At 65.3% G+C, this 13408-nt stretch carries 9 protein-coding genes; 6 read left to right on the top strand and 3 right to left on the bottom strand.

Annotation, left to right across the window (positions count from 1 at the left end; translation table 11 throughout):
• The first annotated feature begins 133 nt into the window (after nt 1–133).
• Complete coding sequence (locus tag E2I15_RS22295; protein WP_137478966.1) at nt 134–1897, top strand: adenylate/guanylate cyclase domain-containing protein; 1764 nt, start codon at nt 134–136, stop codon at nt 1895–1897.
• Between the two features lie 39 nt (nt 1898–1936).
• On the opposite strand, the gene E2I15_RS22290 is transcribed toward E2I15_RS22295, so the two are convergent.
• From E2I15_RS22290 to E2I15_RS22280, 3 genes are all read right to left on the bottom strand, one after another.
• Nucleotides 1937–3535 (bottom strand): peptidoglycan L,D-endopeptidase MepK, encoded by a 1599-nt coding sequence (locus tag E2I15_RS22290; protein ID WP_137478967.1) that lies wholly within the window; start codon nt 3533–3535, stop codon nt 1937–1939.
• A gap of 264 nt (nt 3536–3799) precedes the next feature.
• Nucleotides 3800–6106, bottom strand: a complete 2307-nt coding sequence (locus E2I15_RS22285) for a L,D-transpeptidase family protein (RefSeq protein ID WP_137478968.1) — start codon at nt 6104–6106, stop codon at nt 3800–3802.
• Nucleotides 6107–6413: 307 nt separating this feature from the next.
• Nucleotides 6414–7904: a sigma-54-dependent transcriptional regulator gene (locus tag E2I15_RS22280; RefSeq protein ID WP_137478969.1), complete on the bottom strand. Its 1491-nt coding sequence runs from the start codon at nt 7902–7904 to the stop codon at nt 6414–6416.
• Nucleotides 7905–8046: 142 nt separating this feature from the next.
• Here E2I15_RS22280 and E2I15_RS22275 point away from each other — a divergent pair, with 142 nt between their 5' ends.
• The 5 genes from E2I15_RS22275 to E2I15_RS22255 all read left to right on the top strand — a co-directional run bounded on the left by E2I15_RS22275 (nt 8047) and on the right by E2I15_RS22255 (nt 13399).
• Entirely contained in the window at nt 8047–9963 is a 1917-nt protein-coding gene (locus tag E2I15_RS22275; RefSeq protein ID WP_137478970.1) for a M3 family oligoendopeptidase, read from the top strand.
• 244 nt (nt 9964–10207) lie between these two features.
• Nucleotides 10208–10360: an aa3-type cytochrome c oxidase subunit IV gene (locus E2I15_RS22270; RefSeq protein ID WP_016841611.1), complete on the top strand. Its 153-nt coding sequence runs from the start codon at nt 10208–10210 to the stop codon at nt 10358–10360.
• A 144-nt stretch (nt 10361–10504) separates the two neighbouring features.
• The gene (locus E2I15_RS22265; protein ID WP_137478971.1) at nt 10505–11629 is read left to right on the top strand and encodes a Re/Si-specific NAD(P)(+) transhydrogenase subunit alpha; all 1125 of its coding nucleotides are present in this window, start codon (nt 10505–10507) and stop codon (nt 11627–11629) included.
• An 11-nt stretch (nt 11630–11640) separates the two neighbouring features.
• Nucleotides 11641–11958: a proton-translocating transhydrogenase family protein gene (locus E2I15_RS22260; RefSeq protein ID WP_137478972.1), complete on the top strand. Its 318-nt coding sequence runs from the start codon at nt 11641–11643 to the stop codon at nt 11956–11958.
• 43 nt (nt 11959–12001) lie between these two features.
• The gene (locus E2I15_RS22255) at nt 12002–13399 is read left to right on the top strand and encodes an NAD(P)(+) transhydrogenase (Re/Si-specific) subunit beta (protein WP_018268744.1); all 1398 of its coding nucleotides are present in this window, start codon (nt 12002–12004) and stop codon (nt 13397–13399) included.
• Nucleotides 13400–13408 lie beyond the last annotated feature (9 nt).

Here is a 13408-nt window from a genome sequence, read left to right as displayed (position 1 = left end):
TCGCCAAGGCGTGCCCCCCAAGGCGCGCCCCCAAAAGCCCAGGTCAAAGCTGCTGGCGGGCCTCCTGTCGAGGCTTGGGTGAAATCCCGGGATTTGCTACACTGCCAGCGAGGTAACCGGGCAGATCGTTCAGATGGACGTGCCAGGACCAGAGCGCCGGCTCGCTGCGGTCCTCGCCGCCGACATGGTCGGCTATAGCCGCCTGATGGAGGCTGACGAGACGGGCACCCTTGCGCGCCTCAAAACCCATCGCATCGAGCTGATCGATCCGGCCATCGCCAAGAATCGCGGCCGCATCATCAAGACCACCGGCGACGGCCTGCTGGTCGAATTCCACAGCGTCGTCGACGCGGTGCTGTGCGCAGCCGAGGTCCAGAGCCGGATGGCGAAGCGCAATGCCGACGTCGCGCCGGCGCGCTGGATGCAGTTTCGCATCGGCATCAATCTTGGCGATGTGATCGTTGACGGCGCCGATATCTTCGGTGACGGCGTCAACGTCGCGTCCCGCCTGGAGACGCTGGCCGAGCCCGGCGGCATCTGCATTTCCAGTGCGGTCCGCGATCAGGTCGGCGATCGCCTGGAAGATCTGAGCTTCGAGGATCTCGGCGACCAGACCGTCAAGAACATCGCGCGCCCGATCCGGGTTTTCCGCGTCCATCTCGAATCCGGTGCCAGGCCCGTTCCGGAGCACCCGAGTGCTGTGGCCGTCCCGGTCGTCGCCAAGAAGCCCTCCATCGCCGTGCTGCCGCTCGTCAACATGAGCGGCGATCCCGAGCAGGAATTCTTCGCCGACGGGCTCACCGAGGACATCATCACCGAGCTGTCGCGCTTCCACGATCTGCTGGTGATCTCGCGCAACTCGACCTTCGTGTACAAGGGCAAGGCCGTGAAGGTGCAGGACGTCGCGAAGGAATTCGCCGTCGACTATGTGCTGGAGGGCAGCGTGCGGAAGGCGGGCGGCCGGATCCGCGTCACGGTGCAGCTGATCGACGCCGTGGCCGACCGGCACGTCTGGGCCGAACGTTACGACCGCGAGTTGGCCGACATCTTCGCCATCCAGGACGAGATGACGCGCGCGATCGTGGCGACCTTGCCGGGGCGCCTCGAGGCTGCCGCGCATGACCGCGTCAAGCGCAAGCCGACCGACAACATGGCGGCCTACGAGTGCGTGCTTGCCGCCAAGGTGCTGCATCATCGCTCGGCACGGGACGACAATGCGGGGGCGCAGCGCCTGCTCGAGCGGGCCATCGTGCTTGACCCGAACTATGCCCATGCCCACGCCTGGCGGGCCTGCGTGCTCGGCCAGACCTGGGTCTACAACTGGTGCACCGATCGCGACGCGACCATGGCGCAGGTCGCCGCCGAGCTCGAGATCGCACTCAAGCTCGACGACAATGACAGCGACGTGCACCGGATCCTCGCCGCGCTGAACCTCAACCGCGACGACCACGACAAGGCGGCCTTCCACCAGGAGCGCGCGCTCGCGCTCAACCCGAATTACGACCTCGTCGTCGTGCAGCAGGGCGAGCTCCTGACCTGGCTCGGGCGGCCCGAGGAAGGCATCGACTGGATCAAGCGGGCGATGCGCCTCAATCCGTTCCATCCGGAGCGCTTCTGGAGCCATCTCGGCCGCGCCTGCTATTGCGCCGAGAAATACGCTGACGCCGCCGAGGCGTTCTCGCGGATCACGCGGCCCGACCACACTCATCACGCCTTCCTCGCGGCGACCTTCGCGCAGATGGGCAATACGGTGGCGGCCTCCGCCCACGCCGCCGAGGTGCTGAAGCGCGAGCCGACCTTCTCGGTTGCCGCGCACCTGACCACCCAGCGCTACAAGTGCGAGCCCGACCGAGCGCGCTACGAGGCCGGCCTGCTCAAGGCAGGGCTGCCGGCCTGAACCGGCGGAAAGCCATCTTGTCGGCAGAGGCGTAGCGGCTCAGCGCAGCGAGGCGGTGCGCAGCACGAAGGACTGGGTCGTCAGGAGGGCGGTCGCCGAACCCGAGAAGCGGTCGCAGGTCATGCCCATCATCGGATCTTCCGAGAAGGTCATGACGACGGCGGCCTGCGGCTTGACGAAATGAGTCCGCATCATGGTCATGTCGGTGTCGCCGAGCACCGTGGTCAGCATGGCATTGCTTGCGCTCGGCGCCAGCATCACCACGCGCATCCAGATATCGTTGCCCTTGGCTGCCGAGATCCGCGCGGAGGTGGTGATCACACCCTGGCTCGGTGCGCCCTTGGCAACGACGGTGTTGATTTCGGTGCTAGGAACCGCGGCATTGCGCGTCGGGCGCACGTTGCGCGGGATCGGCGCGGTCGCTGCGACGATGTTGGCGCGATCGACCGGTGAGGACGCCGCGGGCGCATAGGCCAGCGCCTTGTTGAAGTTTTCGGTCGTCGTGCTGGCAGTGGTCTGCGGATCGCTACCGCCGACCGCCTCGCGGGCCTTCAGCGCGGCAATCTGCGCCGCCGACGCCTGCTTCGGCGCCGCGCCCTCGTCACCCCAGAAGCCGCGGGCATTGATGATGTCGGCAGGCGATTGCGGCGCGGTGTTCTCGGCCACCTGCACCACTTGCACCGCGGGTTTCGCCTTCGGCATCGGCACGAGCTGGGCGTCGGCGGCGGCGAGCTGGATGGCGGCGGCGAACTGCGGCTTGGCGCGCGGCAGCGGAATCGGATCGGCGGATTTGGCGGGCGCGGCGGCGGCCACCACGGTGTTGGCGGCGGGCTTGTCGTTCACGCTGGCCGCGCCTTCGTCCTCATCGTCACTCGACTTGCCGCCACCGAACAGCTTCGCGAACAGGCTCGGCTTGCCGATGGTCGCGGCATCGTCACCATTGCCGCGGCGCTCGATATCGGCCTTGGCAAGCTCATAGCCCTTGAGCGGCGTGCCGTCGGTCGGGACATGGACGGTGCGGCCGTCGGGGAACACCCTGACCAGCTGCTCGCGGGTCATGCGCGGCCAGTGGCGGATGCTGCCGGTGTCGAGATGGACGAACGGCGAGCCCGAGGTCGGATAGAAACCGACGCCGCCGCGCTGCAGGCGGAGGCCGGCGTAGCGGATCTGCTCCAGCGGCACGCCCGGGATGAAGAAGTCCATCGCATGCCCCAGCATGTGCTGGCTGTGGCGCGCGACGCCCGAGGAGCGGCGGCGGAGCATGGCGTTGGTGGCAGGGGCGCGATAGGCGGAGATGATCTGGATCGGCTGCTTGCCGCCGACGTCGTTATAGACTTCCCAGAGGATGTCGAAGAGGTGACGGTCCATCACCGTTTCATCCTGGGAGCGCCAGTCGCGCAGGAAGTGGTTGAGCTGCTTCAGCGCGCCTTCGTCGTAGCGGCCGTCGCGCTTGAAGGTGACGGTGAGGTCTTCGCCGGAATGGGTGTGATGGAAGGAGAGGCTGCGGGTCTGGTTCAGCGCGGTGGCATCGTGCACCGATCCCGCGCCCGCCAACAGCAATAGCGCAGTCAGGCCGACTTGGTATCCGGCCTTAGGCAACGACAGCGGATTGCAGCGGCGTGCGAAGACAGCCAGCACTATGAGCCCACCCAGTCGACGAGCGTTCGGTCGGCATCTTTCGCAGACCCCCTGCGGAAGACGGTGAACGCTTTCTTAAAGCGGGAGGGTTAACCGAGGTTTACCGACCCGCCCCCAAGTTGGGCTTAACTAACTGGGCGAGTGTGGCAAAAGATAGCCCTGTTTCCGGCCGAGACCCGAAATGGTTAACGTAAACGATCCCGCCTTTTGAGCGAGATCGTTGATTTTGCTTCAAAATTTATCCCAATCGGGTGGAAATGCAGATTAGCGGGTGATCACCCGGCGCTGCTGCTGGGCCTGCCCACGACGGATCGGCTGCGGCTCCGGCTGCCCGAATCCCCCGAACAGGCGCTCGAAGAAGTTTGGTCCGGAGGAGCCAAAGCCGTTGTCGCCGGCGACATTGACGCCGGCGGGCAGGCTGCTGCTCGGCGGACGCGAGTAGCTCGGCTGGGAGTGCGCCACCACCGTTTCGAGGTCCTTGCCCCGGCTGTTCCTGAGCAGCGACAGCATGGCGGCGTCGCGGCCGTAAACGTCCCTGCGGAATTGCAGCTTGCCGGCATCGTCCACGAACGCGGTCTGGTAGGTGATGTTCACCGGGATCGGCGTCGGGAATTTCAGGTCGACCTCGCTCGAACCGTACATGCTGCGGATCCGCTCCGGCGTGTAATGCTGGTTCGGCTCGGTGATGTTGAGCAGGACGGCGGCGTACTGATCGGGATTCTGCACGCGCATGCAGCCGTGGCTGAAAGCACGCTCGTCCTTCGCGAACAGGTACTTGTCCGGCGTGTCGTGCTGATAGACCAGGAACTTGTTCGGGAAGTTGAAGCGGATGCGGCCGAGTGCGTTGGCTTCACCCGGCGGCTGCGAGATGTGGATCGAGCCGTCGCGGTTGCGCTCGAGCCTGAGGCCCATGCGCTGCAGCACCGTCGGATCCTGCTGCAGGGCCGGCAGATACTCGTTGTAGATGATCGACGGCGGCACGTTCCAGGTCGGATTGACGGTGATGTACTTCATCGTCTCGGTCAAAAGCGGCGTGGCATGCTGGCCGGGCTTGCCTGTGACGACGCGGGTGGTCCAGACCTGCGCGCCGTTCTGCATCACCTTCAGCGAGTAGTCCGGGATGTTGAGGATCACATAGGCATTGCCGACACTGGCGGCGCCGAGCTGGCGCGGCAGCCAGCGCCAGCGCTCCATGTTGACGATCACGGTGTCGATCTGCCGGTCGCGCTTCGGATTGTTCAGCGCCTTCACCGTGCGCTCGTCGAGAACGCCGGTCGGCTTGAGATCGACGCTGCTCTGGAATTTCTCCACCGCCCGCGCGACCGTCGCGTCATACTTGGTGCTGTCGGCATCCTCGGTGATGCCGAGCTTGTTGCGCAGGTCCGGCACGCGCGGATCGTCCATCTCGACCGCAGCCTGCTTCTTGCGCGCCGGCAAATATTTCAGCGCCGGGCCGTCCGCGATCGTGATGACCGGACCGTCGCCCTGGCCACGCAGCTCGGCGAGCTTCTTCTTCAGCTCCTTGTAGAGCTTCTGCTGCGGGTTATAGCCGTCGAGCGCGGCGGAGGCGTCCTTGGCGGAGGTCACATTGCCGAACACTTCCGCCGGATCGATCGGGTGTTCCGGATAGAGAATGTCCGCCGACACCTGCGACCAGTGCATGCGTCCGCTCTGGGCCTGGCGCGCATAGTCCAGCATGCTGGCCGCGAGCTTCAGCTCGGCGTCGGCCAGCGCGTCCGGCGAGGTCGCCGCGGCGAAATCCGGCACCGGATAGTCGGCGGCATCGAGGCCGTCGGCGGCCGCGTCCTTCAGGCGCGCGATGACGCCCTTGCCGGCGTCGGTCAGCTTGCCGGCCTTGGTGAAGACCGGCGCGTATTCGCGAGCCGAATAGAATTTCTCGGCCGCCGCGCGCTCGTTCTTGCGGTCGAAGGTGCGCAGCGACTTGCCGGCGAGCAGTTCGCGCAGCTTGTCGGCAACCGGCTGATCCTCGGCGGCAACGTTGCTCGCGGCCTTCGCAGGCTCCGTAGCCGGGGCTGCGGCGGTCGCGGGAGCAGGCGCTGTGGCCGGCGCCGCGGCCGTTGCAGGCGCGGGGCTTGCGGCAGGCGCGTTGGCAGTTGCAGGGGCGGGGGCCGCCGGCGCGACCGCGGTATCGGTCTTCGGTGCGTCGGCGGGCTGCGCCGCCGGCGCGGTTACGACATCGGCAGGCTTCGGTTCGACGGCCTTTGCGGTGGCGCTCGGCTCAACGGGCCTTGTCTCAGCGGGCTTGGTTTCAGCGGGCTTGGTTTCAGCGGGTTTGGCCTCGGTGGCTTGCACGTCGGCGGGCTTCACGCCGGCCGGCTTGGCTGCATCGGGCAGCGCTGCGGTGGTGTCGGCTTTGAAATCGCTTGCGGTGGGGGGCGGCACGTTGGCTGGTTCGGGGCGCGGGATCGCCGCGTCGATCGCGAGTTCCGAAGCGCTGGAGTGCGGCGTGTCCTGCGCGAGGGCCGAGGTCGCGGACACCGTGAGGAAGGTTGCCGCGACGGCCATCAATACGCGGTCAAATCCTCGACGGTTGTTCGAACAGTCACGCATCGTCACACCCCCTGGGTGAAACTGCCCCTCGTCAAACCGGAACAGTTCAATTCAGAATTTGGTTTCATAGCTTGCGCGAAGCGCCGGCCTCTCGATCGACTCGCACGCCTGCACACAACGAACGCAGACGATACCTTTGCCCCTCTCATGCAGCCAGCGCCATGCGGGGCAACTCACGACAAACTGACCTCGAAGCAGCTGATTTCGCTCCAGGCTGTGCGTTTTTGCCACGCGGCACAGCCTTTGTCTGTCACCGCCACGACACGGTTCAAAAGGTTCCCTGGTATGGCCCTGTCGGTCTTGAGGGCTAAGTGGCGTCGCTTGCGCGTGCGCCGGCCGCAGCTTCGTCGAGCTTGCGATAGAGCGTCGAGCGGCCGATCTTGAGGCGGCGCGCGACCTCCGACATCTGTCCGCGGTAATGCGAAATCGCGAAGCGGATGATCTCGTTCTCGAGATCTTCTAGGGGGCGCACCTCGCCCGCGGCATTGAGCATGGCGAGGCCGCCGGCGGTGGGTAGCGAGACGGCAACCGGTATTTCGTTACCGGAAATCATGGCGGGCGCCGTTGAAGGCGACACCACCAGCGGTTCGCCCGGCAGCGATTTGCCCTCAGCTACCGGATGTGCCGTTCCTTGCGGGAAATCGGCGAGCCCGAGCTGGTCGCCGTCGCTCATCACCACGGCGCGATACACCGTGTTCTCGAGCTGGCGGATATTGCCCGGCCAGTCGAGCTGCGAGAGGTGGGCCATCGCCTCGCCGCTGATGCCGGTGATGTTGCGGTTTTCCTCGGCGCAGAACCGCGCCAGGAAATGCCGCAACAGATGCGGGATGTCTTCGCGCCGCTGTCGCAGCGCCGGAATGGTCAGCGGCAGCACGTGCAGGCGATAGAACAGGTCCTCGCGGAACTGACCGCCTTTCACGAGATCGAGCAGCTTGCGGTTGGTCGCTGAGATGATCCGAACATCGACCTTGACCGGCTTGCGGCCGCCGACCGCCTCGACGGTGCCTTCCTGCAGCGCGCGCAGCAATTTCACCTGCGTGGCCAGCGGCAATTCACCGACCTCGTCGAGGAACAGCGTGCCGCCATGCGCTTCGACGAACTTGCCCTGATGGCGCTCGGTGGCGCCGGTGAAGGCGCCCTTCTCGTGGCCGAACAGGATCGATTCGACGAGATTGTCCGGGATCGCGCCGCAATTCACCGCAACGAACGGCCTGGCCTTGCGCTCGCCGCTGCCATGAATGGCACGCGCGAACAGTTCCTTGCCGACGCCGGATTCACCCTCGATCAGCACCGGGATCGTCGAGGACGCGGCCTTTTGCGCGGTGCGCAGCACCCCGGCCATCGCCTCGCTGCGGGTGATGATGTCGGAGAAGGTCAGCCGGCCCTCGCGGCTGTGGCGGATCCGCTGCAATTCGCCCTTCAGCGCCGAGGCGTTGAGGGCGTTGCGCAGGGAAACCTGCAGTCGCTCGAAGCCGACCGGCTTGACGACGAAATCCTGGGCGCCGGCGCGCATCGCCGACACGACATTGTCGATGCCGCCATGCGCGGTCTGCACGATGACCGGGACGGTCAAACCAGCTTCACGAATTTTTGCGAGGACTCCGAGACCGTCGAGCCCCGGCATCACGAGGTCGAGCACGACGGCGTCAATCGCCTGCGTCTCGGATGCGGTCAGGGCCGCGATCGCCGCGTCGCCACTGTCCACGACGAGGGGCTCATAGCCGCACTTCTGCACCATGTTTTCAACCAAACGGCGCTGTACTGCGTCGTCATCGGCGATCAAAATGGTGGCAGCCATGGTTTTCCCCGCACGCTACGTTTATTTGTCTCGAATCGGGGCAATGTCGCCGATGCCGATTAACGCACTCTTAAATGTTGCAAACCCGCATTCATTCCGCCGCCGCCGACATCTTTCCGACTGAACCAAGGTTACGAACAAGATGACCTCGCGCTCCAAAACTGCATCCAACAAGTCTGCCCTCAGCAAGCCCGCTCTCCGCAAGGAAGCCGCGCTGCGCAAGACGGCGGCGCAACGCAAATCGTCTGCAAGCGGCCCGGCGGCAAAAAAGGCAGCCAGCAAGACCGGCAAGCTTCCGGAATGGAATCTGGCAGATCTCTACTCCGGTATCGATGCGCCGGAGGTCGCACGCGACTTGCAGAAAATGGACGCAGATTGCGTCGCGTTTGAGACCGACTACAAGGGCAAGCTTGCCGAAAATACCGCCAAAGAGGGCGGCGGAAAGTGGCTGGCCGAGGCGATCCGGCGCTATGAGGCGATCGACGATCTGGCTGGCCGTCTCGGCTCTTACGCCGGCCTCGTCCATGCCGGCGACAGCGTCGATCCCGCGATCTCGAAATTCTACGGCGATATTTCCGAGCGGCTGACCGCCGCGTCGGTACATCTGTTGTTCTTCTCGCTCGAGCTCAATCGGGTCGACGATGACGTGATCGAGCGCGCGATGGCCGAACCCGAACTCGGCCATTACCGGCCGTGGATCGAGGATCTGCGCAAGGACAAGCCGTACCAGCTCGAGGATCGCGTCGAGCAGCTGTTCCACGAAAAGGCGCAAAGCGGCTACGCGGCCTGGAACCGGCTGTTCGACCAGACCATCTCCGGCCTGCGTTTCAAGGTCGGCGGCAAGGAGCTCGCGATCGAGCCGACGCTGAACCTGCTGCAGGACAAGGCGGGGGACAAGCGCAGGGCTGCCGCGCAGGCGCTTGCCAAGACCTTCAAGGACAATGAGCGCAGCTTCGCGCTGATCACCAACACGCTCGCCAAGGACAAGGAAATCTCCGACCGCTGGCGCGGCTTCCAGGATGTCGCGGACTCCCGCCATCTCAACAACCGCGTCGAGCGCGAGGTGGTCGATGCGCTGGTCGCCTCGGTGCGCGCGGCCTATCCGAAGCTGTCGCACCGCTATTACGCGCTGAAGGCCGGCTGGTTCAAAAAGAAGAAGCTGCCGCACTGGGACCGCAACGCCCCGCTGCCGTTCGCGGCGTCAGGCACGATCGCCTGGCCCGAGGCGCGCAACATGGTGCTGTCGGCCTATAGCGGCTTCTCGCCCAAGATGGCGGAGATCGCGGAGCGCTTCTTCGACGATCGCTGGATCGATGCGCCGGTTCGTCCCGGCAAGGCGCCCGGTGCGTTCTCGCATCCGACCACGCCGTCGGCGCATCCCTATGTGCTGATGAACTATCAGGGCAAGCCGCGCGACGTGATGACACTGGCGCATGAGCTCGGTCATGGCGTCCATCAGGTGCTGGCGGCAAAGAACGGCGCGCTGATGGCGCCGACGCCGCTGACGCTGGCGGAAACCGCAAGCGTGTTCGGCGAGATGCTGACCTTCAAGCGGCTATTGTCCCAGACCAGGAACGCCAAGCAGCGCCAGGCGCTGCTCGCGGGCAAGGTCGAGGACATGATCAATACCGTGGTGCGGCAGATCGCGTTCTATTCATTCGAGCGCGCGGTTCATACCGAGCGCAAGAACGGCGAACTCACCGCCGAGCGGATCGGCCAGATCTGGCTCAGCGTGCAGGGCGAGAGCCTGGGGCCGGCGATCGAGATCAAGCCGGGCTACGAGACGTTCTGGATGTATATTCCGCACTTCATCCACTCGCCGTTCTACGTCTATGCCTATGCGTTCGGCGATTGCCTCGTGAACTCGCTCTATGCGGTCTATGAGCACGCGTCCGAAGGCTTTGCCGAGCGCTATCTCGACATGCTCGCTGCCGGCGGCACCAAGCACTACTCCGAGCTGCTGCGGCCGTTCGGGCTCGATGCCAAGGACCCCAAATTCTGGGACGGCGGCCTGTCCGTCATCGCCGGCATGATCGACGAGCTGGAAGCGATGGGCTGAGGCCCATCCGCTGTCCCGGGGGCTGAAGCCGGCCTTTTTGCGCCGGACGGCACGATCTTTCCTTATCTTTCCTTATCTTTCCTTGGCGCCGGCGCTTCGGAGATCAATCCGGCCCGGCCGCGGCCGGGCCGGATCGGGGACGATTTGCGCTTCAAATCGCCCGATCGGGACCGCGCCGTTGCCCTGCCTACCCGTTTGCGGTAATGGCTCGCGGAGGAACGCGAATTTCTGACTGGGGACAGCGATGGCAGACCATAGCGAAGTGGCCTACACGACCGCCGACGGCAACGATTACGTGGCGCATGAGCAGACCTATGAAGGGTTTATCATGTTGGTCAAATGGGGCACCATCAGCGTCGCCATTATTCTCGCCCTGATGGCCTATTTCCTGGTCTGATCCTTGAGATCGGCTAGCGGCGCCGCCGTCCCGCGGCGGTGCCGGAATTCCTGTCGAATCCGGATGTAAAAACCGGGTATCCAAATCTGGCGAAAATAACGCTAGTTTGAAGACGCGTGCGCCACTCGCGCCGCCGGAGGGCCCATGAAGATTGCCGTTGCCAAGGAAATTGATCCGTCCGAGCCGCGGGTTGCGGCCTCGCCCGATACCGTGAAGAAGTTCAAGGCACTCGGCGCTGAGGTCGCGGTCGAGCCGGGTGCGGGCATCAAGTCGGGCCTTCCCGATTCGGAGTTCACCGCGGTGGGCGCCACCGTCAGCGCGGACGCGCTCAAGGACGCCGACATCATCATCAAGGTGAAGCGGCCGGAAGCTTCCGAACTCTCCAAATACAAGCGCGGCGCGCTGGTCATCGCGATCATGGATCCCTACGGCAACGAGGTCGCGCTGAAGGCGATGGCCGATGCCGGCGTGTCCGCCTTCGCAATGGAATTGATGCCGCGCATCACCCGCGCGCAGGTGATGGACGTCTTGTCCTCGCAGGCCAATCTGGCCGGCTACCGCGCGGTGATCGAGGGCGCCGAGGCCTTTGGCCGCGCCTTCCCGATGATGATGACCGCCGCCGGCACCGTTCCGGCCGCGAAGGTGTTCGTGATGGGCGTCGGTGTCGCCGGCCTGCAGGCGATCGCGACCGCGCGGCGGCTCGGGGCCGTCGTCACCGCGACCGACGTGCGCCCGGCCACCAAGGAACAGGTCGAATCGCTCGGCGCGAAATTCCTCGCCGTCGAGGACGAGGAATTCAAGAACGCGCAGACCGCCGGCGGCTACGCCAAGGAAATGTCCAAGGAGTACCAGGCCAAGCAGGCCGCGCTGACCGCCGAGCACATCAAGAAGCAGGACATCGTGATCACGACCGCGCTGATCCCGGGCCGTCCGGCGCCGAAGCTCGTCACCGGCGAGATGGTGAAATCGATGAAGCCGGGTTCGGTGCTGGTCGATCTCGCGGTCGAGCGCGGCGGCAACGTCGAGGGCGCGAGGCCCGGTGAAGTGGTCGAGACCGACGGCATCAAGATCGTCGGCTACACCAACGTCGCCGGCCGCGTCGCGGCGTCGGCCTCGGGGCTCTACGCGCGTAACCTTTTCTCGTTCATCGAGACGATGGTCGACAAGGCCAACAAGGCGCTCGCGGTCAATTGGGACGACGAGCTGGTGAAGGCCACCGCGCTGACCAAGGACGGCGCCGTCATCCATCCCAACTTCCAGCCGAAGTAAGGAGAGAAGCCATGGAGCATCTCGCGCAGGCCGTCGATCCGTTCGTGTTCCGGCTGTCGATTTTCGTCCTCGCCGTGTTTGTCGGCTATTTCGTCGTGTGGTCGGTGACCCCGGCGCTGCATACGCCGCTGATGAGCGTGACCAACGCGATCTCCTCGGTGATCGTGGTCGGCGCGCTGCTCGCGGTCGGCGTCGGCATGGTCTCGAGCGGTTCGGGCTGGGCCCGCGGCTTCGGCTTCGTCGCGCTGACCTTCGCCTGCGTGAACATCTTCGGCGGCTTCCTGGTCACCCAGCGCATGCTCGCGATGTACAAGAAGAAAGCCAAGTGAGCGGCAATCACCTCGGGGTGATGAGGATTTTGGGGGACCTGAGATGAGCGCCAATCTCTCTGCACTGTTGTATCTCGTGGCGGGGGTGCTGTTCATCCTGTCGCTGCGCGGCCTGTCGAGCCCGGCGTCGTCGCGCCAGGGCAACATGTTCGGCATGATCGGCATGGCGATCGCCGTCGGCACCACGCTGGCGAGCCATCCGCCGGCCGACGGCGTGGCCTGGGTGCTGGTCATCCTCGCGGTCGCGATCGGCGGCGGCATCGGCGCCGTCATCGCGCGCCGGGTGCCGATGACCTCGATGCCCGAGCTGGTCGCCGCATTCCATTCGCTGGTCGGCATGGCCGCGGTGCTGGTCGCAGCCGGTGCGTTCTATGCGCCCGAGGCGTTCGACATCGGCACGCCCGGCAACATCCATCCGCAGAGCCTGGTCGAGATGTCGCTCGGCGTCGCGATCGGCGCGCTGACCTTCACCGGCTCGGTGATCGCGTTCCTGAAGCTGTCGGCACGGATGAGCGGCGCGCCGATCATCCTGCCGTTCCGCCACGTCATCAACATCGTGCTGGCGCTGGCGCTGGTGTTCTTCATCGTCGGCCTCGTGATGAGCGGCAGCGCGCTCGACTTCTGGCTCATCACCATCATCGCGCTGGCGCTCGGCGTCTTGATGATCATCCCGATCGGCGGCGCCGACATGCCGGTCGTGATCTCGATGCTGAACTCGTATTCCGGCTGGGCCGCGGCCGGCATCGGCTTCACGCTCGGCAATTCGGCACTGATCATCACCGGCGCGCTGGTCGGCTCCTCCGGCGCGATCCTGTCCTACATCATGTGCCACGCGATGAACCGCTCGTTCATCTCGGTGATCCTCGGCGGCTTCGGCGGCGAGACGGCGGCTGCCGGTGGCGGCTCGGGCGAGCAGAAGCCCGCCAAGCTCGGCTCGGCGGACGATGCCGCCTTCATCATGAAGAACGCCTCCAAGGTCATCATCGTGCCCGGCTACGGCATGGCGGTGGCGCAGGCCCAGCACGCGCTGCGCGAGATGGCCGACATCCTGAAGAAGGAAGGCGTCGAGGTGAAATACGCCATTCACCCGGTCGCGGGCCGCATGCCCGGCCACATGAACGTGCTGCTGGCCGAGGCCAACGTGCCCTATGACGAGGTGTTCGAGCTCGAGGATATCAACTCGGAGTTCGCCCAGGCCGACATCGCCTTCGTGATCGGCGCCAATGACGTCACCAACCCGGCGGCGGAAGAGGACAAGACCTCGCCGATCTACGGCATGCCGGTGCTGCAGGTCTGGAAGGCCGGCACCGTGATGTTCATCAAGCGCTCGCTCGCCTCGGGCTATGCCGGCATCGACAACCCGCTGTTCTACCGGGACAACACCATGATGTTGCTCGGTGACGCCAAGAAGGTCACCGAGAACATCGTCAAGGCGATGTAAGGCGGTAGC

Origin of the sequence: Bradyrhizobium sp. BR2003 (assembly GCF_009720285.1) — a bacterium.
Lineage (GTDB): Bacteria > Pseudomonadota > Alphaproteobacteria > Rhizobiales > Xanthobacteraceae > Bradyrhizobium > Bradyrhizobium elkanii.
The sequence above is the reverse complement of the archived record's forward strand: the minus strand, read 5'-3'. Positions and strand labels throughout refer to the sequence as shown.

Excerpts from the sequence above, each read along its gene's own strand:
- E2I15_RS22265 (WP_137478971.1), top strand. The coding sequence starts at position 10,505 with ATGAAGATTGCCGTTGCCAAGGAAATTGATCCGTCCGAGCCGCGGGTT.
- E2I15_RS22270 (WP_016841611.1), top strand. The coding sequence starts at position 10,208 with ATGGCAGACCATAGCGAAGTGGCCTACACGACCGCCGACGGCAACGAT.
- E2I15_RS22285 (WP_137478968.1), bottom strand. The coding sequence starts at position 6,106 with ATGCGTGACTGTTCGAACAACCGTCGAGGATTTGACCGCGTATTGATG.
- E2I15_RS22255 (WP_018268744.1), top strand. The coding sequence starts at position 12,002 with ATGAGCGCCAATCTCTCTGCACTGTTGTATCTCGTGGCGGGGGTGCTG.
- E2I15_RS22260 (WP_137478972.1), top strand. The coding sequence starts at position 11,641 with ATGGAGCATCTCGCGCAGGCCGTCGATCCGTTCGTGTTCCGGCTGTCG.
- E2I15_RS22295 (WP_137478966.1), top strand. The coding sequence starts at position 134 with ATGGACGTGCCAGGACCAGAGCGCCGGCTCGCTGCGGTCCTCGCCGCC.
- E2I15_RS22280 (WP_137478969.1), bottom strand. The coding sequence starts at position 7,904 with ATGGCTGCCACCATTTTGATCGCCGATGACGACGCAGTACAGCGCCGT.
- E2I15_RS22275 (WP_137478970.1), top strand. The coding sequence starts at position 8,047 with ATGACCTCGCGCTCCAAAACTGCATCCAACAAGTCTGCCCTCAGCAAG.